We start from the raw sequence: 23,293 nt of genomic DNA on the forward strand, positions 1-23,293 counted from the left end.
GGGTCAGCCCCGGGTCGCCCGGATCGCATCCTTGCGGGAGGTTTCGACCGCCGGGGTCGCCTGCTCGCCTCGCGGTGCGCAGGTCGTGAGCACGAACGCGGTCTGGGTGCACTCCCAGCCGGCTCCCAGGACGGCGCTCTCGATAGGCTGCGGACGCGCGAGCAGCAGCATCGCACCGGCCACGGCGACCAGGGCGAAGGCAATTGCGAATGCCCGGAGGGTTAATCTTGAGATCGTCATACCCGTGCTCCGTATCGGGCGGACGCTAGGCGTCGCCCCTCGTGTCCCCTTATGAGGGACATCACAATTCGGCAGTTTTTCCGGGCTACGAGAGATCGTCGGGGATGGCGATTTCGTTGACCTGATCGGCTGCGATTATGGGTGGCTTCGCGACGCGCAGCGATGTACACGCTTCTGTGTCGCGCGGCGCCTGCTATGCCCAGCCGACGTACCAACAGGCACTGATGTAGGATCGAAAGCGAGGAAGACAAGGCTCGTCGATGAGTGGATTCAGGGAACCCGGCTTCACAGACCGGCAAAAGGCGGCGCAGGAAGCCCGCAAAAATCTTTTGAACAAATTCAAATCCCAACCGGGGCCTGATGATCCCGCGGTTGCGGCGAAGCGTGCCGAACGCGAGGCCCTCGCGGCCAAGCGTGCCGAGGCAAAGGCCGCGCGCGAGGCTGAAAAGGCCGAGCAGAAGCGCCAGGAGGAAGAGGCAAAGGCCGCCGAAGCCGCGCGGATCGCCCGCGAGGCCGAGGAAGCTGCCGAGAAGGCCGCGGCTCTCGAAGCCGAGCAGAAGGCCAAGCGCGACGCGCGTTACGCAGCCCGCAAGGCCAAGCGCAAGTAACCACAATGGGATGAGCGCAGAGGGTAAAACCACCCTCGCGCCACGCCTGCGTCGGTGCTATACTATATTGCGACAGCTGATCGGGATCGGACGCGAGGTAGACTTGCATGGGCTCTAATTCGTGGGGCGCCGACAAGGTCGGAAGTATCGATGTGTTCGGCACGTATTTGAACGAAATACGGGGCTCGACGCTGATGGAGCGCATCCTTGATCTGACCACCCACAAGGGCGCGCTGCCGATCAGCATTCTCGTAAAGCACCTGGACGGAAATCCGCAGGAAGTCGTCTCCGCGCTCATGAAGGCCGAGGAGCTCGGCTACGTTCGACTCGAGAAGCAAGCCGACGAGACGATGGTGATACCACTTACAAAATAATTGTTCGAAGTCGCATCTCAACCGGAAGGGGCTGAGGATGAGCGACACAATTGTATTGATATTGGTTCTCTGTGTAGGCGCAGCAGCTGGCGCAATCGAACTGGTCGGGCGTTATCGCGACGAACCTGCGCGTGCTCTTATTTCGGTGGGAGCCGTGATCTATGTTGCGGTCAACGTCATCGCCGCCGTTATCGGACTTTACCTGCTGCGAACGGTGGGAAAGAGCCTCATCACCGAGACCGACCAGCTCAACCGCTCGATCTACGAAGTGCTGTTGGCCGGCATCGGCTCCATGACATTTCTGCGATCATCAATCTTCAAGATCCGACTGAACGATACCGAGGTCGCCGTCGGCCCGGCCGCTCTGCTCGATGTTTTGCTTCTCGCAGCGGATCGCGGCGTGGACCGCCGGCGCGGAAAGGCCCGCGCCCAGGAGGTCAGCGAGGCCATGGCGAATGTCTCGTTCGAGAAGGCCATCACCACGCTGCCGCCATTCTGCTTTGCGCTCATGCAAAATCTCAGCAAGGACGCTCAGAAGGAATTTTCGGATCAGGTCAAGGAAATCCAGCAAAATCCCTCGATTGACCCACACGTCAAATCGCTGCTGTTGGGCCTCGCCCTCATGAACATCGTGGGGGTCAACGTCGTCAGGACGGCGACCAAGCAACTGGCGAACTTCATCAGCTACCCCAGGGATGCCGAGGCTCCGAAACCAGACGGTCGTCGCTTCAACGAGCTTCTCACTGAAGTGACGCGATCCTGGACCGGCACCGGGTCGACCGGTGCCGAAGCCGCAAGCGCAGGTGCGACAGATGAAGCAACGGCGCGCCCAGCTAGGGCGGGCACAGCGGCTAGGCCGGTTGCCCCTCAACCGCCACGTGGCGGACTTACGGGCGCAGGCGCGTCCGTGGAGGAGGCGAAGAGCGCCCCGCCGTCGGGCGAACCCATCGTGGTTCATACCGAGGATGACGCGGAACCGGAGGGGACCGAGCCGCAATCCGATGCGGCCGACGACAAGCGGAGCCCTCCGCCCGCCGGCTGAGACAGGACAGACTCAGTTTATGTCGTGCTGATCAAGGTTTTTCGGCCGCCGTAACCCGGCGGCCGAAAGCGCGACGATGCTTCACTTCTTCATCATCCCGTCGTCCTTCTTCATGCCGTCCTTCGACATGTGATCCTTCTTCATGCCGTCGTCCTTGGACATGGTGTCCTTCTTCATCATGCCGTCCTTGGACATCGTGTCCTTTTTCATCATGCCGTCATCCTTGCCCATCTTGTCCTGGGCGAAAGCGGCTGGCGACAGCGCAAGGCCAAGCGAGAGAGCGGCAGCCGAGACGCCGAGCACGATGCGGGTGCGAATGGTCATGGATTATCTTCCCTTCGAGATGGTGTTGGTCAGCGACGGACGCCGCTAATCAATCTCGACGGATGGACCGTCTGCGTTGTTACGCCGCCGTCGCTAAATTTTAGCGAGCCGCCGTTCGAAGGAGCCCGGAGCCTGTCGCGGGGACCGGAAGTGTGCAGCGCAGCACAGCCGACACTTGCCGCGGCATTCGGTCTCGAACTATCAGATGAGAGAATATCGGGTGAAAGACCGGCTAGGATGGGCCTACGCACCGGTCACACATGACCCGCCCAATCACGCCAACAAGAATCGTTCAAAGAAACGTTCAAGGGGATCACACCATGATCACGCGCCGCCATCTGATCGCGACCGCCGTCGCCGCACCGGCCATTATCCGCCTCGGCACCGGGACCGCGCAGGCCGCAACCACGCTGAAGATCTCGCATCAGTTCCCGGGCGGCACCATCGACAAGGGGGACTTCCGCGACCGCCTCTGCCGCATGTTCGCCGCTGAAGTCGCCAAGCGCAGCAATGGCGACATCGCGGCCGAGATCTATCCGAACTCCTCGCTGATCAAGACCAATGCGCAGTTCTCGGCGATGCGCAAGGGCGCGCTCGACATCTCGCTCTATCCGATGCCCTACGCCGGCGGCGAATTGCCGGAAACCAATATCGGCCTGATGCCCGGCCTCGTCACCACCTACGACCAGGGCATGCGCTGGAAAAAGGAGCCGGTCGGCAAGGCGCTGACCGACTTCCTCGCCGACAAGGGCATCATCCTGCTCACCTGGGTCTGGCAAGCCGGCGGCGTCGCCAGCCGCTCCAAGCCGATCGTCGCACCGGAAGACGCCAAGGGCCTGAAGGTGCGCGGCGGCTCGCGCGAAATGGACATGGTGCTCCAGACTGCCGGCGCCTCGGTGCTGTCGGTGCCTTCGAACGAAATCTACGCGGCGATGCAGACCGGCGCCTGCGATGCCGGGATCACCTCCTCGACCAGCCTGATCTCGTTCCGCCTCGAAGAGGTCGCGAAGTCGCTGACGTCAGGGGCCGGTGCCTCCTACTGGTTCATGCTCGAGCCGCTGATGATGTCGAAGGCCATCTTCGATAAGCTGCCGAAGAACCACCAGGACATCCTGCTCACGGTCGGCACCGAGCTCGAAGCCTTCGGCCGCAAGGGTGCGCAGGATGACGACGTCGAGGTCGCCAAGGTCTACGAGAAGGCCGGCGCCAAGGTCTCGGCGCTCGATGCCGCGACCGTCGGCAAGTGGCGCGACATCGCCCGCGACACCGCCTGGAAGGACTACAGCGCCAAGACCACGACCGCGGCCAACCTGCTCAAGCTCGCCACCGACGTCGCCGCATGAGCCACGGTCCGCTTCCGGATCGTGACGTCCGCACAACCGTTGCCGCAGGGACCGGCCCTGCGGCGACAATCGATCGCGGTCTTGCCATCCTCAACAGCATCATCGTCGTGTTCGCCGCGGTCGCATTGGTCGCGGCCTGCGCCATCCTGAGTTACAGCGTGCTCAGCCGCGCGCTGTTCAAAGCCGCCAATTATTGGCAGGACGAGGCTGCGGTGTTCCTGCTGGTCGGCGCGACCTTCATGACGGCGGCGTACGTGCAGCAGAACCGCGGCCATATCGGCATCGAGGCCTTCGTCGGCTTGTTGTCGCCGCTGGCGAACAAGGTCCGGCTCTGGCTGGTCGACCTCGCCACTTTCCTGTTTTGCGCCTTCTTCACCTGGAAGTCCTGGACACTGGCCCATGAAGCCTATGTCGACGGTCAGGTCTCGAACTCGATGTGGTCGCCGCCGCTCGCCATCCCCTATTCGCTGATGGCGTTCGGCATGAGCCTGCTCTGCATCCAGATCCTCGTGCAGCTTGCGCTGCCCTTCACCGGAGCCAGGCGTTCATGAGCGTGTTCGGTATCGGCGTTGCCTACGGCGTTGCGACGCTGCTGGTGATGTTCTCAGGGATGCCGATCGCGTTCGCGCTCGGCGCCGTCGCGGTCGTGTTCATGGGCATCTACATGCCCTCGGCCTCCCTCGATACGGTGACGCAGAACGTCTACGAGGAAATGGCTTCGATCACGCTGTTGTCGATCCCGCTCTTCATCCTGAAGGGCGCCGCGATCGGCAAGTCGCGTGCCGGCCAGGATCTCTATTCGGCACTGCATGCCTGGCTGCACCGTGTGCCCGGCGGTCTCGGCGTTGCCAACGTGTTCGCCTGCGCGCTGTTCGCGGCGATGGCAGGCTCCTCGCCCGCCACCTGTTCGGCGATCGGCTCGGCCGGCATCCCCGAGATGCGCAAGCGCGGCTATTCCGGCGGCTTTGCGGCCGGCATCATCGCCGCCGGCGGTACGCTCGGCATCCTGCTGCCGCCCTCGATCACCATGATCCTGTTCGCGGTCGCCGCCGAAAAGTCGCTCGGGCGGCTGTTCCTCGCCGGCATCGGCCCCGGTCTGCTGCTGGTCTCGCTGTTCGGCTTCTATGCGGTGTACCGCTTCCGCCGCGAATATGCGGCGGCCGAAGCGATCTACAAGAACGGCGGCCCGGAGGCTCCGATCCTCGCCCGCGACGAATACACGCTGGCCGAACGTTTCAGCGTGCTGCCGCGCGTGATCCCCTTCGTGCTGCTGCTCACCGGCGTCATGATCGCGCTCTATGGCGGCTACGCCACGCCGTCGGAAACCGCCGGCCTCGGCGGCCTCCTCGCACTGGCGCTGATCGCGGCGATCTACAGCGTGTGGCGGCCGAGCGACCTTGCGCCCATCATGAAATCGACGATCCGGGAATCAACCATGCTGATGATGATCATCGGCATGTCGCTGCTCTATTCCTACGTGATGAGCTATCTGCACATCTCGCAATCGGTCGCCGAATCCATCGTCGCGATGCACCTGCCGCGCTGGGAGCTGCTGTTCGCGATCCTGGTCATGGTGGTCGTACTCGGCTTCTTCCTGCCGCCGGTCTCGATCATCCTGATGACCGCGCCGATCATCCTGCCCCCCTTACGCGCCGCCAATTTCGACATCATCTGGTTCGGCGTGGTCATGACCATCGTAATGGAGATGGGCCTGATCCATCCCCCCGTCGGGCTCAACATCTTCGTCATCCGCAACGTCGCGCCGGACATTCCCTTGCGCGAGGTGATCTGGGGCACCCTGCCCTTCGTGCTGCTGATGATGCTCGCGGTGCTGCTGCTGTGCATCTTCCCGGGGATCTCAACCGGGCTGCCGGATCTCGTGATGGGGCCGGACGGGAGCAGGTAGCGGCGACCACAACTGCCGTAGGGTGGGTTAGACCGGCGGCTGCGCGAAGCGCAGTCGCTGGGCGTAACCCACCTCTTCTCTCTCCTGAGAGATGAACAGTGGTGGGTTACGCTTCGCTAATTTAACCCACCCTACGATTTCTCCTTCCCCCGCGCTTTCGGCGCGTTCGCCACAACCTGCAACAGATCCTTGCGCACGGCCTCGATGTGCCGTTCCAGGAAGCGGCAGGCGTCCTCTACCTTTCCGGCGCGGCAGAGCGCGATCAGCTCGGCGTGCTCCTTCTCGGCCGTGCCCATCGCCTTGGTGTTGGAGAGCTGCAGGCGCGTGTAGCGGTCGCTGGTCTGGAGCAGCGACAGCACGATCGCGCGGGTGCGCGGCTGCGGGGCGTGGACGTAGAGCGCCATGTGGAAGTCGGCGTTGAGCTGCCCCCATTCGCTGACGTTGCGTGCCTTGATTGCCTTCTCGAAACTCCTGTGGATGTCGTCGAGTCCGTCGAAATCGTCAGCGGTGAAGCGCGGCGCCGACTGCGCCAGCAGGCGCGGCTCCAGAATGCAGCGGAGATCGAACACGTCGTTGATCTCGTCCAGCGACAGCTCCGAGACGATGGCGCCCTTCTGCGGCACGATCCGCACCAAGCCTTCGGCCTCGAGCTGGAACAGCGCTTCGCGGACCGGAATGCGGCTGACGCCATAGGCCTCGCCGAGCGCGTCCTGGCGCAGCTGCGATCCCGCCGGATAGGTGCCGTCGAGGATCGCCTGCCTGAGCTGGTCGACGATCGCGGCCGACAGGGTGCGATGCTTCAGAGGCTGCTTCATCTGACCTTCTGTTGTCCTTTTTTCGACTCGCTCAGTCGACGCGGTCCCTGTCTTGCATGGCGGGGTGCCCAGCAAAAGCCAAGCAGGCCGCAAAAACGAGATGCTCAGCAAAAGCGCGGGGTGACGCCGAAATGACCGCAATCTCCGTTTGACTCCCAAAATGTATAAATTATACATTTGGCAATCGCACGATAAATCTTTCGGGGGTTGGGGCCTTCATGATCGAGCAGACGATGCCGGCCACGCGCGCGCTCAGCGTCCGACGTACGATCGTCCGGACGTCGAGCGCCCTCCTCGCCTTCGAGCGGCTGGCGCTGATGGTCCTGATGTATCTGCTCACCGGCCTGATCCTGGTGAACGTCGTCACCCGCTACTCGCATTTCCCGATCTACTGGATCGACGAATCCGCTGTCTATTGCGTGGTCTGGCTGACCTTTATCGGGGCATCCGCGATGACCCGGCTGCGGCTCGATTTCGCGGTGACCATGTTGACGGAGCGGCTTTCGCCGCAGCACCAGAAGATCGCCAAGGTGATCTCGACCGGCCTCGTCGTCGTGTTCGGCCTCGCTTTGATCGTCACCTGCGTGCTCTGGATGGACCCGGTCGGCCTTGCCCGCGTCGGCTTCGACGGGCGCAAGCTGGCAGGCGAGACCTTCAACTTCCTCTACACCGAGCGGACCCAGACGCTGAACTGGCCGACCTGGGTGATGTACCTGACGCTCCCGATCTTCGCGGTGTCCATGACCATCCACGGCCTCGCCAATCTCCTGGAAGACCTTGGATTGGTGCCGCGCACGAAGCTGAGCGGTTTTCAGCTCTCCGAGCTCGACGGGGTCAATTGATGGTTACGTCAGCGGCCTTCATGGCATTCATGCTGGTCGGCGTGCCGATCGGCCTTTGCCTCTGCCTCGCCGGCCTTGTCTACATCGCGGCGTCTGGCAATCCGGTGCTGTTCCAGTCCTACCCGCTGCAGCTGTTCGGCGGCGTCGACAGCTATGGCCTGATCGCCATTCCGCTCTTCATCCTGATCGGCGAGATCATGAACGGCGGCGGCATCACAAGGCGCATCGTCGACATGGCGATGGCGTTCGTCGGCTCGCTCAAGGGCGGGCTCGCCTACGTCAACATCCTCGCCAACATGTTCATCTCCTCCATCCTGGGATCGGCGACAGCGCAGGTCGCGATCATGGCGCAGATCATGGTGCCGGAGATGGAGAAGAAGGGCTATGACAAGACCTTCGCGGCCGGCCTCACCGCCTATGGCGGCATGCTCGGTCCGATCATCCCGCCATCGGTGATGTTCGTGGTCTATAGCGTGCTGGCGCAGGTCTCGGTCAGCGACATGCTGATCGCCGGCATCGTGCCAGGCGTCATCCTCACCGTGATGTTCTGCCTGGTCATTGCGCTAATGGGCTACATCTACAACTATCCGCGCGCCGATTATCAGACGCCGCGCCAGCGCGTCATGACGATCCTGCGGACGTCACCGACGCTGCTGATCCCGATCGTCATCGTCGGCACCATTCTTGGCGGCCTCGCCAACGCGACCGAATCCGCCGCCGTCGGCGCGGTCGCCGCCGCGCTGGTCGGAAAGTTCTGGACCAAGGAATTCGAGTTCTCCCAGCTGCCGCAGATGATGCTGCGCAGCGCGATCTATTCGGCGATCGTGCTGTTCCTGGTGGCGGCCGCGGCCGTGTTCTCCTGGGTCCTGATCTTCGGCAAGGTGCCGCAGGAGACCGCCGCCTGGATCCAGACGGCAGCGAAAGACCCCGTCAGCTTCATGCTGATCTGCAACGTCATCCTGCTGGTGATCGGCACGGTGATCGACGGCATCCCCGGCCTGATCATGACGGTGCCGATCCTGCTGCCCGTTGCGACCGAGGTCTATCACATCGATCCCAGGCATTTTGGCGTGGTGGTGGTGATCAACCTGGTGCTCGGTCTGCTGTCGCCGCCGGTCGGGCTCTGCTTCTTCGTCGCGGCCGCCGTCACCGGGGCCAAGCCCGGCAAGATGTTCATGGTGACGCTGCCGTTCTTCGTCATCTCCTGCGTCCTCCTGGTGCTGCTCTCGCTCTACCCCTCGCTCTCGCTGATCCTCGTCAAATAGGCTCGTTCAAAAGGAAGTCCGACCATGCCGTTGTCACGCCGCCGCTTTCTCGCCGCCAGTGCTGCCGCATCGGTGTTCGCACCGTCTCTGGCGCTGGCCCAGGCCAAGGAATTCCGCCTGGGCCTGATCACGCCGAACGGTCACTCCTGGAACAAGGCCGCGCTCAAGTTCGGCGACGAGCTCAAGGCCGCCTCCAATGGTCGCCTGACCCTGACCGTGTTTCACTCCGGCCAGCTCGGCAACGAGACTGCGATGATGCAGCAATTGCAGTCCGGCGCGCTCGACATGGGCTTCATCCAGGCCGCCGAACTCGGCTCGCGCGTGCCGCATATCGCTGCGATCAACGCGCCCTACATCGTGCGCTCGACGCCGGCGGTCGCGAAATTCGTGCGGCATCCGGCGGCGGTCAAACTATTCGAGGTGCTGCCGCAGGAGACCGGCACGATCGGGCTCGGCTGGGGTATCACCGGCATGCGCGCGGTGTTCTCGTCCAGGGACCTGAATTCGCTCGCCGACATCAAGGGCATGAAACTGCGCATCAATCCGACGCCGGTCTATCGCGATTTCTATTCTTCGCTGGGCGCCGCGCCCACCCCGATCCCGACGCCGCAGGTGTTCGACGCCATGGCCAACGGCCAGGTCGACGGCCTCGAGGCCGATCTCGAATTCTCCTGGAACCAGCGCTTCGACAAGGTCTCCAAGGTCATTCTGCAGATGAACGCCGTCTTCATGCCGATGGCGGCCGTCGTCTCCGGCCGGGTCTGGCAGTCGCTGCCGCCAGCCGATCGCGAGCTGATCACCAAGCTGGTGAAGTCGACGCTGGACGCGCAGATCGACGAGCTGGCCGGCAACGAGCCGACGCTGATCGAGAACTTCAAGAACGCCCCGATCCCGATCCGCCAGGTCCCGGCCGGCGACACCGAGGCCGTCATTGCCGAGTTCGACAAGATCTGGCTGCCCAAGGCGCCCGTCCTCGCCGAGTTGCGCAAGATCGGCGCGACGCTCTGAACCATCCGTCATCCCTATTTCGCCACGACCGGCGGCCCCAGCCCCCCGCCGGCAATACACTTGGAGTGAACTCATGAGCCGCCACGTTTCCTGGGAAGGCGTCTTCCCGGCCGTCACGACCCAATTCAACGACGATCTGTCGCTCAATATCGATGCAACTGCCAAGGTGATGGACGGGTTGATCCGCGACGGCGTCTCCGGCCTGATCGTCTGCGGCTCGGTCGGCGAGAACACCTCGCTCGAGCGCAAGGAGAAGGTCGCGATCATGGAGACCGCCAAATCGGTCGCGGCCGACCGCGTGCCCGTGCTGTGCGGCATTGCCGAATTCACCACGGCCTTCGCGGTCGAGACCGCCAAGGAAGCCGCGCGCGTCGGCATTGACGGCGTCATGGTGATGCCGGCGCTGGTCTACTCCTCCAAGCCGCACGAGACCGCCGCGCATTTCCGCGCCGTCGCGAGCGCAACCGACCTGCCGGTGATGCTCTACAACAATCCGCCGATCTACAAGAACGATGTCACCCCCGACATCCTGGCCTCGCTGGCGGACGTGGAAACGGTCGTCTGCTTCAAGGACTCCTCCGGCGACACGCGGCGCTTCATCGACACCCGCAACATGGTCGGCGACCGCTTCGTGCTGTTCGCCGGCCTCGACGACGTCATCGTCGAGAGCGTCGCCATGGGCGCGGTGGGCTGGGTCTCCGGCATGTCGAATGCGTTTCCGCGTGAGGGCGAGACGCTGTTTCGCCTTGCCAAGGCAGGCCGCTTCGCCGAGGCCATGCCGCTCTACGAATGGTTCATGCCGCTCTTGCATCTCGACGCGCGCCCCGACCTCGTCCAGTGCATCAAGTTGTGCGAGCACATCATGGGCCGCGGCACCGCGCTGACCCGCCCGCCCCGCCTCGCGCTGCTGCCGCACGAGAAGGCCGAGGTCGAGGCCATGATGGCCAAGGCGCTGAAGAACCGGCCGCGCCTGCCGGATGTCGGCCTGAAGGCGGCGTGAGGGCAGGCCTCCTAGGGTGGGCAAAACGACTTGTCCGCCGTAGCTCGAAGAGCGAAGGCGAAAGCGTGCCTACCACCTGGCTCCACCATGAGAAGATGGTGGGCACGGAGCGATACGCCTTTGCCCACCCACGGTACCTACGCTCGCAATGACGGCGACCTAGGAAGCCGCCCGCTTCCTCTTCGCATTCAGCGCCGACGCCACGCGGCTCACGGGCGGCTTGCTCAGCACACCGGCCATCGCGTTCGTCGCCGCCAGCAGCTTGTCCATGTCGACGCCGGTCCTGATGCCCATGCCTTCGAGCATGTAGACGACGTCCTCGGTCGCAACGTTGCCGGTCGCGCCCGGCGCGTAGGGACAGCCGCCGAGACCGCCGGCCGCGGCATCGATGACGCGGACGCCCTCCTCCATCCCGGCATAGAGATTGGCGAGGGCCTGGCCGTAAGTGTCGTGGAAATGCATTGCCAGCTTTGCGGGGAGAACGTTGGCGGCAACCGCGCGCAGCATCTCCTTCGCCTTGACTGGCGTGCCGACGCCGATGGTGTCGCCGAGCGAGATCTCGTAGCAGCCGAGGTCGAACAGCGTGCGCGCGAGATCGGCGACGGCCTTCGGCTTGATCTCCCCATCGAACGGGCAGCCCAGCACGCAGGAGATGTAGCCGCGCACCGGTATGCCGTCAGCCCTGGCGCGCGCCAGCACCGGCTTGAAGCGCTCGATGGACTCGGCGACGGTGCAATTGATGTTGGCCCGCGAGAAGCCTTCGGAGGCCGCTGCGAACACCGAGACCACCTTCGCGCCCGCGGCGCGCGCGGCATCGTAGCCCTTCTCGTTCGGGACCAGCACGTGGAATTCAGCGCCCGTCACGTGGGTGATACCGCGCAGCACGGCATCCGAGCTTGCCATCTGCGGGATCGCCTTGGGCGAGACGAAGGCGCCGACCTCGACCGTATCGAGGCCAGCCGCGACCAGGGCCTCGATGAAGGCGATGCGGGCTTCGACGCTGACCGGAACCTTTTCGTTCTGAAGCCCGTCGCGCGGCCCCATTTCGACGATGCGGACCTGGTCGCTCATGTTACTCTCCCGCAGGCTCGACCACGGCAAGCTCGATCCCCTCCTGCACGATGTCGCCGACCTTGCATTTGACGGACTTCAGCACGCCGGCATAGGGCGCGCGCAGCGTCTGCTCCATCTTCATCACCTCGAGGGTGAGGATCGGTGCGCCCTTTTCGAGCGTCGCCCCCTCCTCGGCCAGCACGGCGACAACGGTCCCCGGCAGCGGCGCCGCAATCTTGTCCTCGCCGGTGTGCTCCTCGCTCTCGCCCCCGAACGGATCGACCCAATGCAGGTCGAAGCGGCCGTTGCGCGTGCGCAGATACAGCTCATGGCCGTCGATCACGGCCGCGACGGACGATTTCACGCCATCCAGCGTCAGATCGAAGCCGCCATCCTTCGCGGCAATCGTGAACGCCAGCTCGCGCTCCCCGATCACCAGCGTCGACGGCCCGCTTCCGTAGTTCAGGATGATCTTCTGCTCCTGGCCATGGCCGACGCGAAAGGCAAAACTGCGCTGGCGACGGCCGACCGGCTGCCAGCCGAATGTTTGCCAGGGCGAATGCGCCTCCGCCTGCGATGCCTGTCGCTCGTCGTTGATCACAGCGGCCACCGCAGCGCACAGCTCGAGTTCTCCGGGCGCCGGCGACGCAGACGTCAGAACGGCGAGCTCGCGCTCGATGAAGCCGGTGTCGATCGCATTGGTCCGCACCTTCGGGTGCGTCATCAGCGCCGACAGGAACGGGATGTTGGTGACGATGCCACGAACGTCGGACTCTTCCAGCCCCCTGTTCAGCCGCTCGATCGCGACATCGCGCGTCGGCGCCCATGCGATCATCTTGGCGAGCATCGCGTCGTAATACGGCGAGACGCTGTCGCCCTCGCGATAGCCGGCATCGATGCGCAGGCCGCCGGTTTCCTCCGGCAGCCGCCAGGTCGAAATCCGGCCGACCGACGGCATGAAATTCTTGGTCGGATTTTCCGCGTAGACGCGTGCCTCGACGGCATGGCCGTTGAGCTTGATCTCGTCCTGCTTGAGCGGCAGCGCCTCGCCGAAGGCGACGCGCAATTGCCATTCGACGAGGTCGATGCCCGTGATCAGCTCGGTCACGGGATGCTCGACCTGCAGGCGCGTGTTCATCTCGATGAAGAAGACGTCCTTGCCGTCGGAGACGAACTCGATCGTGCCCGCGCCGACATAGTTCACCGCGCCTGCCGCCTTTCGCGCGGCTGCGCAGACGGTCTCGCGCTGGGCGGCGTTGAGCGTCGGCGACGGCGCCTCCTCGATCACCTTCTGGTGCCGGCGCTGCAAGGTGCATTCGCGCTCGAACAGCGACAAGAGATTGCCGTGGCTGTCACCGATCACCTGCACTTCGATATGCCGGGGATTGTCGACATATTTCTCGATCAGCATGCGGTCATCGCCAAACGCGGCCTTTGCCTCGCGCTTGGCGCTGACGATTGCGGGCCCGAGTTCGTCTGCCGAACGCACGATGCGCATGCCGCGGCCACCGCCGCCGGCGGACGCCTTCACAAGGATGGGGAATCCGACCTTCTCGGCCGCCTTCGCCAGCGTCGCATCGTCCTGGGCTTCGCCGTGATAGCCGGGCACCAGCGGCACGCCGGCCTTCTCCATCAGCGCCTTGGAGCCCGATTTCGAGCCCATCGCATTCATCATCTCGGCGGTCGGGCCGACGAAGACGAGGCCGGATTCGTAGCAGGCCTGTGCGAACTCGGCATTCTCCGACAGGAAACCATAGCCGGGATGCACGGCTTCGGCGCCGGTCTTGCGCGCCGCCTCGATCAGCCGCTCGATATTGAGATAGCTGTCGCGGGCGCGCGCGGGCCCGAGCAGCACGGCCTCGTCCGCGAGCGCGACATGCATCGCATCGCGGTCGCCCTCGGAATAGACCGCGACCGTGCGCAGGCCCATGGCGCGGGCGGTGCGGATGACGCGGCAGGCGATCTCGCCGCGGTTGGCGATCAGGAGCGTGCGAAAACGCCGGCAGAGCTTTGAGCGGTCCATCGCATCACATCCTGAACAGGCCGAATTTCGTCGGCTCGATCGGCGAATTCGACGCCGCCGAGAGGCCAAGGCCGAGCACGAGACGGGTGTCGGCGGGGTCTATCACGCCGTCGTCCCACAGCCGTGCAGTGGCGTAATACGGATGCCCCTGGCTCTCATACTGGTCTCGGATGGGCTTGCGGAATGTCTCTTCCTCGTCCTTCGACCAGCTATCGCCCTTGGCCTCGATATTGTCGCGGCGGACCTGGCTCAGCACCATCGAGGCTTGTTCGCCGCCCATCACCGAAATGCGCGCGTTCGGCCACATCCACAGGAACCGCGGCGAGTAGGCGCGGCCGCACATGCCGTAATTGCCGGCGCCGTAGGAGCCGCCGATCACGACGGTGAATTTCGGCACCGAGGCAGTCGCAACCGCCGTCACCAGCTTGGCGCCGTCGCGGGCGATGCCGCCGGCCTCGTATTTCTTGCCGACCATGAAGCCCGTGATGTTCTGCAGGAACACCAGGGGAATGCCGCGCTGGCAGCACAGTTCGATGAAATGCGCGCCCTTCAGCGAGCTCTCGCTGAACAGGATACCGTTGTTGGCGATGATGCCGACCGGATAGCCCCAGATATGGGCGAAGCCGCACACCAGCGTCGTGCCATAGAGCTTCTTGAACTCGTCGAACTCGGAACCGTCGACGACACGCGCGATGATGTCGCGCACGTCGAACGGCTTGCGGCCGTCGACCGGCACCACGCCATAGATCTCCTCCGCGGCAAACAGCGGATCGCGCGGCTTGTGCATGTTGAGGTTCGGCCGCGTGGATGGCTTCAGCGTCCCTATGATGCGCCGGGCGATACCGATCGCGTGGGCATCGTTCTGGGCGTAATGGTCGGTGACGCCCGATTGCCGCGAATGCACGTCGGCGCCTCCGAGCTCCTCGGCGCTGACGACCTCGCCGGTCGCGGCCTTCACCAGCGGCGGGCCGCCGAGGAAGATGGTGCCCTGGTTGCGTACGATGATGCTCTCGTCCGACATCGCGGGAACATAGGCGCCGCCGGCGGTGCAGGAGCCCATCACGATCGCGACCTGGGGAATGCCAGCTGAGGACATTTGCGCCTGGTTGTAGAAGATGCGGCCGAAATGCCGCTCGTCCGGAAAGATCTCGTCCTGCAGCGGCAGGAAGGCGCCGCCGGAATCCACCATGTAGACGCAGGGAAGGTTGTTCTGCCGCGCGATGTCCTGGGCGCGCAGATGCTTCTTCACCGTCAAGGGGTAATAGGTGCCGCCCTTGATGGTGGCATCATTGGCGACGATGACGCATTCGCGCCCCGCGATGCGCCCCACCCCTGTCACGACGCTCGCCGAATGCACGTCGCCGCCGTAGAGGCCGTAGGCCGCGAGCGGCGACAGCTCCATGAACGCGGTGCCGGGATCGACCAGCAGGTCGACGCGCTGACGCGCCAGCATCTTGCCACGCGATGTGTGACGGTTGCGCGAAGCCTCGCCGCCGCCGCCAGCGACCTGGGCGAGCTTCTCGCGCAAGTCTGCGACGAGGCCGCGCATGGCCTCGGCATTGCGCGCAAAGTCAGATGAAGAGGTATCGATGCTGGAATGAAGCGGCATGATGATCCCAATTGTGTGGAGGTCTTAAGCCGTCTCGGCCATCAGTTCGCGGCCGATCAGCATGCGGCGCACTTCCGAAGTCCCGGCGCCGATCTCGTAGAGTTTTGCGTCACGCCACAGACGTCCCACGGGGAATTCGCTGGTGTAGCCGACGCCGCCGAGCGCCTGGATCGCCTCGCCCGCCATCCAGGTCGCCTTCTCCGCGGAATAGAGGATCGCGGCAGCCGCGTCCTTGCGCAGGGTTCGCGCGTGGTCGGCGCGGTCGCAGGCGCGCCCGACCGCATAGACATAGGCGCGCGTGGCCTGCCAGGTCGCATACATGTCCGCGAGCTTGCCCTGCATCAGCTGGAAATCGCCGATCGGCTGGCCGAACTGCTTGCGTTCGTGCATGTAGGGCACCACCGCATCCATGCAGGCCGCCATGATTCCGAGGGGGCCGCCGGACAGCACCGCACGCTCATAGTCGAGGCCGGACATCAGCACCCTGACGCCCTCGCCCACCTTGCCCATCACGTTCTCCTCCGGCACCTCGCACTCGTCGAAGAACAGCGGATAAGTGTTGGAGCCGCGCATGCCGAGCTTGTCGAGATGCTGGCCGTGGGTGAAGCCCTTGAAGCCCTTCTCGACGAGGAAGGCCGTCATGCCGCGCGGGCCGGCTTCCGGATCGGTCTTGGCGTAGACCACCAGCACGTCGGCGTCGCCGCCATTGGTGATCCACATCTTCGAGCCGTTGAGCAAGTAGCGGTCGCCGCGCTTGTCGGCGCGCAGCTTCATCGAGACCACGTCGGAGCCGGCGCCGGGCTCCGACATCGCGAGCGCGCCGACATATTCGCCGGAGATCAGCTTCGGCAGATAGCGCTGGCGCTGCGCGTCGTTGCCGTTGCGGCGGATCTGGTTGACGCAGAGGTTGGAATGGGCGCCGTAGGACAACCCGACGGCGGCCGAGCCGCGCGAAATCTCCTCCATCGCGACGATATGGGCCAGATAGCCCATGCTGGAGCCGCCATATTGCTCCGGCGCGGTCATTCCGAGCAGGCCGAGGTCGCCGAAACGCTTCCACAGGTCGGCCGGGAACAGATTGGCCTTCTCGATCTCGGCGGCGCGCGGGGTGATCTCCGCCTCCACGAACGCGCGCAGCGTGTCGCGCAGCATGCCGATGTCTTCGCCCAGATCGAAATCGATGCTCGGGATGTTCAAGGCGATTCCTCCGTATTTTGGGGACCGAACCTAGCGGGGTCAGGGCCCTTCTGCGGTCGAAAAGGTTGCATTTTCCGCCAAACTTGGCGAGGATTTTCCCATGCCCTTTCAAGCCGCAACCGCGATCCCGCGCCGCGCCGTCACCCCTGCCGCCTTCGTCCGCGGCGTGGTGGCCGCCTACGAACGGTACGGCCGCGATCCGGCCGAGGCGCTCAGCCGGGGTCAGGTAGCGCCAGACCTTGTCAATTCTCCGGACGGGCGGATCACGGCAGCCCAGTTCGAGGCCCTGGCGGGCCATGCCATGCGCGAGCTCGACGACGAGGCGCTCGGCTGGTTCTCGCGGCGCCTGCCGTTCGGCACATACGGCATGCTGTGCCGCGCCTCAATCACGGCGCCGACGCTGGAGGTCGCGCTCAAGCGCTGGTGCCGGCATCATCGCCTGATCACCGAGGACGTGCTGCTCGACCTCGAGGTCGGCGAGGAGACCGCGGAGGTCTCCATCCGGGAGCTGCGCGATCTCGGGGCATTGCGCGAATTCTGCCTGGTCACGCTGCTTCGCTACGTGCTCGGCTTCTCCTGTTGGGCCGTCGACTCCAGGATCGCGCTGCGCGCCGCGGAATTCCCGCACGCCGAGCCCGGCCATGTCTCGGTCTATCCGACCATCTTCTGCCGGAACATCCGTTTCGATGCCGACCGCGCCCGCATCGTCTTCGACAAGCACTATCTCTCGCTGCCGCTGACGCGCAGTCCGAGCGATCTCGACAACATGCTCAAGGGTGCGCTCAGGCTGACAGTGCTGCCCTATCGGCGCGACCGGCTGCTGGTCGAGCGTGTCCGCCGCGTGCTCCGTCATGCGCGCGGACGCAGCCTCGGCGCCGAGGATGTCGCAAGCGAGCTTGCGCTCTCCACCCGCACCATGCATCGCCGCCTGCGCGAGGAAGCAACCTCGCTGCGCGATCTCAAGGAGGAGGCGAAATTCGAATTGGCAAAGCAGGAGCTGATGCGCGGCCGCACGCCGATCAAGCGGATCGCCGAGATCGCAGGCTTCCGCAACGAGAAGAGCTTTTCCCGCGCCTTCCGCAGCTGGACCGGCGCAAGCCCACGCGAGTTTCGCGGGCGGTATCGCTGAGAGGTCATCGGCAAGAGCGCATTGCGCCTTTCCGCACGATGCCGGGGGCGTGGGCGCTCCGCCGCAGCGACCTGCCCCTCAGACGTTTACGGCCTCCGGGATGATCCCGAAGGCCGTAATGGTCGAAGCCACCAGTCCGAACCCGGTCAATTCGAATTGGTCTGCGCGCCGGGCCGAAGCTTGGGATGCTTTGCCTGCTTCGGTTGGAAGGCCAGCGCGTCGTTGGTCTTGGCGCCACCGCTCTGCGCGCACACGCCACCGATACCGCCGGCAGCGGCGCGGCAGGCCTCCATCGTCGGATAGCCGCAGCCGTGAGCGGCCTGGGCGCCATTCGTGATGCAATAATCTTCCGCTTTCGCAGTCGGCGCCGTCTGCACCAGAAACGCAGACGCAAACAGCGTCGCGGCGGAAACTGCGAACGTTTTCGAAACCGAGGTCATGTTGTCTTGTCCTAGTTGGGAAGTCCCACATAGAGCTCCCGACATGCGACGCGCGTCGATCGCTCATTCCCCGCATGTAGGCCAATCAACGGAACCATCAATCACGGTTCAGCGCATTGCAGGGATGTGATAATCACATTTCTCAGTTAGGTTATTTAATCAGCAATATAGTGCCGATGCAACGCGCATGTGCAGGCCGGCCAGGCCGAAGACGATCGCCTCCGACTTCATCGCAATTGATTCAAATGCGATGCGGCTCGCCCGGTAGCGTGACCTGCTAACTCGCAGACGCTGCCGCGTCATCCTGCAACGGCAGCGGCACGTCCTTGGCAACACCCAGCACCGGGAAGCTGCGGACGTTCTTCACGTCGGGCATCGCCGCGAAATGCAGGAGCTGCTGGCGCATGCTCTCGACGCTCGGCGCGACGCATTTCAGGAGATAGTCGGTGTCGCCGGAAATCCGCCAGCACTGCTGGATGCGCGGGATCGCCGATATCGAGCTCTCGAACGCCTCCAGCACCGGCTGCGCCTGGCTGCCCAGCTGGATCGAGACGAACGAGACCACCTCATAGCCAAGCCGCCGCTCGTCGAGGACGGCCCGCACCGCGCGGATCACGCCGCGGCTGAACAGCGATTTTAGCCGCCGCAGGCAGTTCGGCGCGGACACGCCGACGCGCAGCGCCAGCTCGTTGTTGCGCACCCGCCCGTCCTGCTGCAGCTCGGATAAGATCTTCAGATCGACGCCGTCGAGCTGCTCACGCCCCGCCATCCCCTGCCCTCGTCATGAGCCTGTCACGGCCGCCAGCGAAGCACGCGGGGGAATTGGTGCCAAGGGGTTGGAGCTGCGCATGGCGCTCCCGTGTACGAGCAGCATACCTCTCAGTGTCATGGCGGGCATAGCCGTCCGAAGGACGGCGTCGCTTCCGCTCGCCTTTGTCCGACCTTCGCCTCGCCGAAGCGGCTTCGGCCGCGCAGGCGGGCCAAGCCGGGCATGACGAATTCGGCGTAAGTGGATGCAGGTGGTTAGTGCGTCCAGGGCTCGCCGCGACGGAACGAGAAATTGTCGGCGTAAGCGACCGGGCGGCGGATCGAATCCTGCGGCTCGATGACCTGGTAGGCGATGCCCTTGCGCTCGCAATAGGCGACCGCCTCTTCCTTGCTGTGGAAGCGGAGCGTGATCTGCTGCTTCATGTCGCCCGACGAGGTCCAGCCCATTAGCGGCTCGACCGAGCGCGGCTGCTCCGGCTCGTAGTCCAGCTGCCATTCCTTCGTCTTGGACCGGCCGGATTGCATCGCGTTCTTGGCGGGCTTGAAAATGCGTGCGGTCATGGGTGGTCCGGGCCTCGCTTTTCGTCTTTCGTTCGATTTCGATGCGTCAGGGTGGCAGTTGGTGCAAACCTCAGGGATAGTATAGAGACACCGGTTGGGAACTGCTTGGTGATTCCGGTCCCCGTAGCCTCTGCGACGGTATAGTCATTATGCTGCACCGTGACAATTGCGTACCCGCCTTCCGCGCCGGGATCCCGCCCGGCGGCACCGTCTCCCCGACCTCAGCCTGTCCGCCCCCCTCGAGAGCTCCCCTCGCATGGCCTTCCTGAACATCAACGCCACGCTTCCCGACAAAGGCCGCGATCTCCGGCTCGACCTGTTTCGCGGCGTCGCGAACTGGGCGATCTTCCTCGACCACATCCCGGACAACGTCGTGAACTGGATCACGACGCGCAATTACGGCTTTTCCGACGCCGCCGATCTGTTCGTCTTCATCTCCGGCTACACCGCCTCCTTCGTCTACGCGCGGATGATGCTGGACCGCGGCTTCCTCGTCGGCGCCACCCGGCTGACCAAGCGGGTCTGGCAGCTCTACGTCGCCCACATCATCCTGTTCGTGATCTATATCGCCTCGATCAGCTATCTGGCGCTGCGCTTCGGCGACAGCGAGATGATCAACGAGTTCAACGTCGCCGGCCTCGTCGACAACGCCACCGAGACACTGCGCCAGGGCCTGTTCCTCCGCTTCAAGCCGCTCAATCTCGACGTGCTGCCGCTCTACATCGTGCTGATGGGACTGTTTCCGCCGGTGCTGTGGTTCATGCTGCGCAAGCCCGACCTGACGATGGTGCTGTCGATCGTGCTGTGGCTGGTCGCGCGTCATTTCGGCTGGAATCTGAACGCCTATCCGGCCGGCCAGTGGTACTTCAACCCGTATTGCTGGCAGGTGTTGTTCGTGTTCGGCGCCTGGTGTGCGATGGGCGGCGCGCGGCGCTCGATGACGCTGATCAACGCGCCGGTCACGCTCTATCTCTGTCTCGGTTATCTCCTGTTCGCGCTGGTCATGACCATGGCGGGCCGCTTCCCCGCCTTCGGCGGCTTGTTCCCGGAATGGCTGTTCTCGGCCTTCAACCCGAACGACAAGACCAACCTTGCGCCCTATCGTTTCATCCACTTCGTCGTGATCGTGATCCTGGTGATCCGCTTCGTGCCGAAGGAATGGCCGGGGCTGGAATGGAAGGTGTTCGATCCCCTGATCGTCTGCGGCCAGCAGTCGCTCGCCGTGTTCTGCGTCGGCGTGTTCCTGTCCTTCGTCGGCCATTTCGAGCTGTCGATGAGCTCGGGCTCGCTGCTCGCGCAGATCTTCGTCAGCGTCGCCGGCATCGCGATCATGACGACGGTGGCCTATTACATCTCGTGGTCGAAGAAGCAGGACAAGCCGCTGAAGCCGCCACCGCCGAAGCCGGCCACCGCGGGCTGAACCGGGAACGCTGCCGCTCGGAGCACGCCGTTTTGGTCGGCCCGACGGCCGTCGACCGGGATCGATTGACCTGGGTCAACCGGGGGTGGCGCCGACCGGCCTAATGTCGTCGCGACAGGCGCCGCCGCACCGATGTCGGCGGCTTCCCTCGGACAAGGCTCAAAGCACATGCCCTCTCATTTTCACGCCGTGGTATGGATCGACCATTCGCAGGCTAGGATCTTCCATCTCGGCCTGAGCGGCTCCGACGAAATCACGTTGCACCCGCAAATGGCGACGCGTCATCTTCATCACAAAGCGAACGCCGTCGGGAGCGGTCACGCCGCGCCCGACAAGGCGTTCTACGCTGAAGTGAGCAAAGCCCTCGACGATGCCGGGGAGATTCTCCTCATCGGCCCGGCGAGTGCAAAGACGGAGCTTGCCAACCACATTCGCGCCAACGCGCCCGATATCGCCAAGCGCATTGCTGCGGTGGAAGCGGCCGATCATCCCGCGGACGCCGAAATCATCGCCTACGCCAAACGACATTTCAAACTGCCGCTGCCGCGCGTGCAGGCACCGGGATAGTCCGGACGAGCGGCATTCGGCCCGGGCCGGACGGCCTCAGCAACAAGCCGGGGCGCGGTGATGGCTCATTGCGGGCTCATCGCGTCAGGCCGCTTCCTCACCGTCGAACTCCGTGAATTTCTTGTAGATCCAGTCGCGGCCGTCGTGACGACGCCAGACCTTGCCGTACACGAGCTGCCCGTTGATCGAGCGGCGGGGCACGATCACCGTCCAGAGGTGCCAGATCTCGCTCCAGCTCGACTGCGGCCCGGCGGTTCGGAGATTGTGGTCGAAAGACATGGCATAGAACTCACTGACGCAGAACTCACTGGCGCAGACCTCAACTGATGCGAACGCCGCGACGAATTGTGGTCTTGTGAGAGCACGGTTTGCAGCCCCCGTCGGGAGCCCAGACCGATCTGATAATGATCGCCGGAGCGGCCGCAACAGCCGCTCGTCCTTAACCTAACCGGTCAACCTTACCTCCCGTGGCATATGGCCAACAGCGGTTGAAAGCCGGCGCCGACTTAACTAGAGTGCGCGCACGATTTGAGAACGACCGTGCCGTCTTGGGCGCGTGGTTATTTGATTGAGCTGACGTCCAATTTTGCGATTGAATTTTCGAGAAGATCGTCAGGGCGACCACAATGAATTTGCAATGTGCACGTCTGCGCCTGGCGCTGCGATCGGCGCCGCCTGCGTCGATCGCGAGAACACCAGCGAAAGACCCGCCGACAGCCGCCAACGACAACCAGATGGTCTGGCCGTTCGTCCCGTTTCCGGCGGGCTGGCACGCATCGGGTTGATTGGCCGGATCTCACAGGAATGACGTCCGAAAAGCGCAACGCCGCGCAAGCGGAATATCATCGCTTGGCGGCGTCCGTTTAGATATTGGGCGCTGAAATCCCCAACACACATATGTCTACGGCGACAGCCAAAGGTTCGATGAGACGCCGGCCATTCCATGCCGGCCAGCGGCCCCAATTCCTTGAAACTTCGCACGGAGGTCGCGGAGCGGCGTCACGCACCGCTTGTCAGAATCAGGTCAGAACCGCAGCGAAAAATTCAGGAAAATCAACGTCGGGACTGGTCGGGGCAGCTGGATTCGAACCAACGACCTGCAGTACCCAAAACTGCCGCGCTACCAGGCTGCGCTATACCCCGAATGTCCGGCGAGCCACGTCGATACACGCTTCCAAAGGCGCCAGCAAGCTTACAAACCAGCGCCAGCACGGCTGCCGGTGCCGCTCGCCGGCCGGCCCTATTTGCTGCCGAACAGCGGGTGGCCGACGCGGTCGCCGGGGCGGATGCCGTATTTCTGCGCCGTTCCCGCCACCACCTCGAGGACGGCTCGGGCCGGCCCCTTGGACGAGATGATCCTGGTCGACAGCGGCTCGGTGTTCTCGGCGATGCGCAGGATGCGGCCGTTGGCGCCGATGAAGATCATGTCGAGCGAGACATAGGTGTTCTTCATCCACATCGAGATTTCTTGCTCGGGATTGAAGTCGAACAGCATGCCTTTGCCGTCCGCAAGCTCCTTGCGGTACATCAGGCCGGTCTGCTTCTCCTCCTCGGTGGTCGCCATTTCGACCGAGAACACCTGCACGCCGTTCTTGGTGACGATCTCCAGCGGCTGGAAGCTGGCGGCGCCGGCGGGCGCGCTGACGACGGCACAGCCGGTGATGACGAGGATGGCGGCGAGCCAGCCCTTCAGAGCGGACCGGACAGCCTTTCGATCAAAATTCATGGGAGACACTCGAGGCGTGGGACTGGAACGAGT

General features: G+C 64.1%; 25 protein-coding genes and 1 tRNA gene. 13 read left to right on the forward strand and 13 right to left on the reverse strand.

Annotated elements, in window-relative coordinates; all coding sequences use genetic code 11:
* Positions 1 to 3 precede the first annotated feature (3 nt).
* Positions 4 to 240, reverse strand: coding sequence for a hypothetical protein (locus XH83_RS17985; protein WP_194402156.1), 237 nt, complete (start codon positions 238 to 240; stop codon positions 4 to 6).
* Between the two features lie 260 nt (positions 241 to 500).
* On the opposite strand from XH83_RS17985, the gene XH83_RS17990 reads away from it, so the two are divergent.
* From XH83_RS17990 to XH83_RS18000, 3 genes are all read left to right on the forward strand, one after another.
* A complete protein-coding gene (locus XH83_RS17990; protein ID WP_194402157.1) occupies positions 501 to 848 on the forward strand; it encodes a DUF6481 family protein in 348 nt (115 codons plus the stop codon).
* A 107-nt stretch (positions 849 to 955) separates the two neighbouring features.
* Positions 956 to 1,222, forward strand: coding sequence for a hypothetical protein (locus tag XH83_RS17995; protein ID WP_194402158.1), 267 nt, complete (start codon positions 956 to 958; stop codon positions 1,220 to 1,222).
* A gap of 37 nt (positions 1,223 to 1,259) precedes the next feature.
* The gene (locus XH83_RS18000) at positions 1,260 to 2,264 is read left to right on the forward strand and encodes a hypothetical protein (protein WP_194402159.1); all 1,005 of its coding nucleotides are present in this window, start codon (positions 1,260 to 1,262) and stop codon (positions 2,262 to 2,264) included.
* An 81-nt stretch (positions 2,265 to 2,345) separates the two neighbouring features.
* Here XH83_RS18000 and XH83_RS18005 read toward each other — a convergent pair whose 3' ends face one another.
* Positions 2,346 to 2,588 carry a pentapeptide MXKDX repeat protein gene (locus tag XH83_RS18005; protein ID WP_194402160.1) on the reverse strand — a complete coding sequence of 81 codons (243 nt, stop codon included), beginning with the start codon at positions 2,586 to 2,588 and terminating at the stop codon, positions 2,346 to 2,348.
* Between the two features lie 320 nt (positions 2,589 to 2,908).
* Here XH83_RS18005 and dctP point away from each other — a divergent pair, with 320 nt between their 5' ends.
* The 3 genes from dctP to XH83_RS18020 are packed head-to-tail and all read left to right on the forward strand — an operon-like array spanning position 2,909 to position 5,837.
* Positions 2,909 to 3,931, forward strand: a complete 1,023-nt coding sequence (dctP, locus tag XH83_RS18010; RefSeq protein ID WP_194402161.1) for a TRAP transporter substrate-binding protein DctP — start codon at positions 2,909 to 2,911, stop codon at positions 3,929 to 3,931.
* On the forward strand, positions 3,928 to 4,482 hold the full coding sequence (locus XH83_RS18015) for a TRAP transporter small permease (protein WP_194402162.1): 555 nt from the start codon (positions 3,928 to 3,930) through the stop codon (positions 4,480 to 4,482). Before dctP ends, XH83_RS18015 begins: the two co-directional genes overlap by 4 nt.
* On the forward strand, positions 4,479 to 5,837 hold the full coding sequence (locus XH83_RS18020; protein WP_194402163.1) for a TRAP transporter large permease: 1,359 nt from the start codon (positions 4,479 to 4,481) through the stop codon (positions 5,835 to 5,837). Before XH83_RS18015 ends, XH83_RS18020 begins: the two co-directional genes overlap by 4 nt.
* A 131-nt stretch (positions 5,838 to 5,968) precedes the next feature.
* On the opposite strand, the gene XH83_RS18025 is transcribed toward XH83_RS18020, so the two are convergent.
* Complete coding sequence (locus XH83_RS18025) at positions 5,969 to 6,652, reverse strand: GntR family transcriptional regulator (RefSeq protein ID WP_194402164.1); 684 nt, start codon at positions 6,650 to 6,652, stop codon at positions 5,969 to 5,971.
* A 233-nt stretch (positions 6,653 to 6,885) separates the two neighbouring features.
* Here XH83_RS18025 and XH83_RS18030 point away from each other — a divergent pair, with 233 nt between their 5' ends.
* From XH83_RS18030 to XH83_RS18045, 4 genes are all read left to right on the forward strand, one after another.
* Positions 6,886 to 7,494 (forward strand): TRAP transporter small permease, encoded by a 609-nt coding sequence (locus XH83_RS18030; RefSeq protein ID WP_194408309.1) that lies wholly within the window; start codon positions 6,886 to 6,888, stop codon positions 7,492 to 7,494.
* The gene (locus tag XH83_RS18035; RefSeq protein WP_194402165.1) at positions 7,494 to 8,759 is read left to right on the forward strand and encodes a TRAP transporter large permease; all 1,266 of its coding nucleotides are present in this window, start codon (positions 7,494 to 7,496) and stop codon (positions 8,757 to 8,759) included. Before XH83_RS18030 ends, XH83_RS18035 begins: the two co-directional genes overlap by 1 nt.
* 24 nt (positions 8,760 to 8,783) lie before the next feature.
* Positions 8,784 to 9,767 carry a TRAP transporter substrate-binding protein gene (locus XH83_RS18040; RefSeq protein ID WP_194402166.1) on the forward strand — a complete coding sequence of 328 codons (984 nt, stop codon included), beginning with the start codon at positions 8,784 to 8,786 and terminating at the stop codon, positions 9,765 to 9,767.
* A gap of 73 nt (positions 9,768 to 9,840) precedes the next feature.
* Positions 9,841 to 10,767 (forward strand): dihydrodipicolinate synthase family protein, encoded by a 927-nt coding sequence (locus XH83_RS18045; protein ID WP_194402167.1) that lies wholly within the window; start codon positions 9,841 to 9,843, stop codon positions 10,765 to 10,767.
* A gap of 159 nt (positions 10,768 to 10,926) precedes the next feature.
* Here XH83_RS18045 and XH83_RS18050 read toward each other — a convergent pair whose 3' ends face one another.
* The 4 genes from XH83_RS18050 to XH83_RS18065 are packed head-to-tail and all read right to left on the reverse strand — an operon-like array spanning position 10,927 to position 16,649.
* Positions 10,927 to 11,838 (reverse strand): hydroxymethylglutaryl-CoA lyase, encoded by a 912-nt coding sequence (locus tag XH83_RS18050; protein WP_194402168.1) that lies wholly within the window; start codon positions 11,836 to 11,838, stop codon positions 10,927 to 10,929.
* A 1-nt stretch (position 11,839) separates the two neighbouring features.
* On the reverse strand, positions 11,840 to 13,843 hold the full coding sequence (locus tag XH83_RS18055; RefSeq protein WP_194402169.1) for an acetyl/propionyl/methylcrotonyl-CoA carboxylase subunit alpha: 2,004 nt from the start codon (positions 13,841 to 13,843) through the stop codon (positions 11,840 to 11,842).
* A gap of 4 nt (positions 13,844 to 13,847) precedes the next feature.
* Complete coding sequence (locus tag XH83_RS18060) at positions 13,848 to 15,452, reverse strand: carboxyl transferase domain-containing protein (RefSeq protein WP_194402170.1); 1,605 nt, start codon at positions 15,450 to 15,452, stop codon at positions 13,848 to 13,850.
* Positions 15,453 to 15,476: 24 nt separating this feature from the next.
* Positions 15,477 to 16,649: an isovaleryl-CoA dehydrogenase gene (locus XH83_RS18065; RefSeq protein WP_194402171.1), complete on the reverse strand. Its 1,173-nt coding sequence runs from the start codon at positions 16,647 to 16,649 to the stop codon at positions 15,477 to 15,479.
* Between the two features lie 100 nt (positions 16,650 to 16,749).
* Between XH83_RS18065 and XH83_RS18070 the strand changes: the two genes are divergently transcribed.
* A complete protein-coding gene (locus XH83_RS18070; RefSeq protein ID WP_194402172.1) occupies positions 16,750 to 17,778 on the forward strand; it encodes an AraC family transcriptional regulator in 1,029 nt (342 codons plus the stop codon).
* Positions 17,779 to 17,924: 146 nt separating this feature from the next.
* On the opposite strand, the gene XH83_RS18075 is transcribed toward XH83_RS18070, so the two are convergent.
* From XH83_RS18075 to XH83_RS18085, 3 genes are all read right to left on the reverse strand, one after another.
* Positions 17,925 to 18,218, reverse strand: coding sequence for a DUF3551 domain-containing protein (locus XH83_RS18075; RefSeq protein WP_194402173.1), 294 nt, complete (start codon positions 18,216 to 18,218; stop codon positions 17,925 to 17,927).
* Between the two features lie 277 nt (positions 18,219 to 18,495).
* Complete coding sequence (locus tag XH83_RS18080) at positions 18,496 to 18,987, reverse strand: Lrp/AsnC family transcriptional regulator (RefSeq protein WP_194402174.1); 492 nt, start codon at positions 18,985 to 18,987, stop codon at positions 18,496 to 18,498.
* Between the two features lie 254 nt (positions 18,988 to 19,241).
* Complete coding sequence (locus XH83_RS18085) at positions 19,242 to 19,547, reverse strand: ETC complex I subunit (RefSeq protein ID WP_014495449.1); 306 nt, start codon at positions 19,545 to 19,547, stop codon at positions 19,242 to 19,244.
* A gap of 256 nt (positions 19,548 to 19,803) precedes the next feature.
* On the opposite strand from XH83_RS18085, the gene XH83_RS18090 reads away from it, so the two are divergent.
* Positions 19,804 to 20,967, forward strand: coding sequence for an OpgC domain-containing protein (locus tag XH83_RS18090; protein ID WP_194402175.1), 1,164 nt, complete (start codon positions 19,804 to 19,806; stop codon positions 20,965 to 20,967).
* 189 nt (positions 20,968 to 21,156) lie between these two features.
* Positions 21,157 to 21,534: a translational machinery protein gene (locus tag XH83_RS18095; protein ID WP_246776260.1), complete on the forward strand. Its 378-nt coding sequence runs from the start codon at positions 21,157 to 21,159 to the stop codon at positions 21,532 to 21,534.
* Between the two features lie 84 nt (positions 21,535 to 21,618).
* On the opposite strand, the gene XH83_RS18100 is transcribed toward XH83_RS18095, so the two are convergent.
* The 3 genes from XH83_RS18100 to XH83_RS18110 all read right to left on the reverse strand — a co-directional run bounded on the left by XH83_RS18100 (position 21,619) and on the right by XH83_RS18110 (position 23,260).
* Positions 21,619 to 21,813, reverse strand: a complete 195-nt coding sequence (locus XH83_RS18100) for a hypothetical protein (protein WP_194402177.1) — start codon at positions 21,811 to 21,813, stop codon at positions 21,619 to 21,621.
* 787 nt (positions 21,814 to 22,600) lie between these two features.
* Positions 22,601 to 22,677, reverse strand: a tRNA-Pro gene (locus XH83_RS18105).
* A gap of 97 nt (positions 22,678 to 22,774) precedes the next feature.
* The gene (locus tag XH83_RS18110; protein ID WP_194402178.1) at positions 22,775 to 23,260 is read right to left on the reverse strand and encodes a DUF192 domain-containing protein; all 486 of its coding nucleotides are present in this window, start codon (positions 23,258 to 23,260) and stop codon (positions 22,775 to 22,777) included.
* Positions 23,261 to 23,293: the final 33 nt, after the last annotated feature.

Source organism: Bradyrhizobium sp. CCBAU 53351, from assembly GCF_015291745.1.
In the GTDB taxonomy this organism is placed as follows: Bacteria; Pseudomonadota; Alphaproteobacteria; order Rhizobiales; family Xanthobacteraceae; genus Bradyrhizobium.

Excerpts from the sequence above, each read along its gene's own strand:
- XH83_RS18040 (WP_194402166.1), top strand. The coding sequence starts at position 8,784 with ATGCCGTTGTCACGCCGCCGCTTTCTCGCCGCCAGTGCTGCCGCATCG.
- XH83_RS17990 (WP_194402157.1), top strand. The coding sequence starts at position 501 with ATGAGTGGATTCAGGGAACCCGGCTTCACAGACCGGCAAAAGGCGGCG.
- XH83_RS18025 (WP_194402164.1), bottom strand. The coding sequence starts at position 6,652 with ATGAAGCAGCCTCTGAAGCATCGCACCCTGTCGGCCGCGATCGTCGAC.
- XH83_RS18035 (WP_194402165.1), top strand. The coding sequence starts at position 7,494 with ATGGTTACGTCAGCGGCCTTCATGGCATTCATGCTGGTCGGCGTGCCG.
- XH83_RS18090 (WP_194402175.1), top strand. The coding sequence starts at position 19,804 with ATGGCCTTCCTGAACATCAACGCCACGCTTCCCGACAAAGGCCGCGAT.
- XH83_RS18000 (WP_194402159.1), top strand. The coding sequence starts at position 1,260 with ATGAGCGACACAATTGTATTGATATTGGTTCTCTGTGTAGGCGCAGCA.
- XH83_RS18100 (WP_194402177.1), bottom strand. The coding sequence starts at position 21,813 with ATGTCTTTCGACCACAATCTCCGAACCGCCGGGCCGCAGTCGAGCTGG.
- XH83_RS18030 (WP_194408309.1), top strand. The coding sequence starts at position 6,886 with ATGCCGGCCACGCGCGCGCTCAGCGTCCGACGTACGATCGTCCGGACG.
- XH83_RS18085 (WP_014495449.1), bottom strand. The coding sequence starts at position 19,547 with ATGACCGCACGCATTTTCAAGCCCGCCAAGAACGCGATGCAATCCGGC.
- XH83_RS18045 (WP_194402167.1), top strand. The coding sequence starts at position 9,841 with ATGAGCCGCCACGTTTCCTGGGAAGGCGTCTTCCCGGCCGTCACGACC.
- XH83_RS18110 (WP_194402178.1), bottom strand. The coding sequence starts at position 23,260 with ATGAATTTTGATCGAAAGGCTGTCCGGTCCGCTCTGAAGGGCTGGCTC.
- XH83_RS18080 (WP_194402174.1), bottom strand. The coding sequence starts at position 18,987 with ATGGCGGGGCGTGAGCAGCTCGACGGCGTCGATCTGAAGATCTTATCC.
- XH83_RS17995 (WP_194402158.1), top strand. The coding sequence starts at position 956 with ATGGGCTCTAATTCGTGGGGCGCCGACAAGGTCGGAAGTATCGATGTG.
- XH83_RS18020 (WP_194402163.1), top strand. The coding sequence starts at position 4,479 with ATGAGCGTGTTCGGTATCGGCGTTGCCTACGGCGTTGCGACGCTGCTG.
- XH83_RS18050 (WP_194402168.1), bottom strand. The coding sequence starts at position 11,838 with ATGAGCGACCAGGTCCGCATCGTCGAAATGGGGCCGCGCGACGGGCTT.
- XH83_RS18060 (WP_194402170.1), bottom strand. The coding sequence starts at position 15,452 with ATGCCGCTTCATTCCAGCATCGATACCTCTTCATCTGACTTTGCGCGC.
- XH83_RS18055 (WP_194402169.1), bottom strand. The coding sequence starts at position 13,843 with ATGGACCGCTCAAAGCTCTGCCGGCGTTTTCGCACGCTCCTGATCGCC.
- XH83_RS18070 (WP_194402172.1), top strand. The coding sequence starts at position 16,750 with ATGCCCTTTCAAGCCGCAACCGCGATCCCGCGCCGCGCCGTCACCCCT.
- XH83_RS18015 (WP_194402162.1), top strand. The coding sequence starts at position 3,928 with ATGAGCCACGGTCCGCTTCCGGATCGTGACGTCCGCACAACCGTTGCC.
- XH83_RS18005 (WP_194402160.1), bottom strand. The coding sequence starts at position 2,588 with ATGACCATTCGCACCCGCATCGTGCTCGGCGTCTCGGCTGCCGCTCTC.
- XH83_RS17985 (WP_194402156.1), bottom strand. The coding sequence starts at position 240 with ATGACGATCTCAAGATTAACCCTCCGGGCATTCGCAATTGCCTTCGCC.
- XH83_RS18075 (WP_194402173.1), bottom strand. The coding sequence starts at position 18,218 with ATGACCTCGGTTTCGAAAACGTTCGCAGTTTCCGCCGCGACGCTGTTT.
- dctP (WP_194402161.1), top strand. The coding sequence starts at position 2,909 with ATGATCACGCGCCGCCATCTGATCGCGACCGCCGTCGCCGCACCGGCC.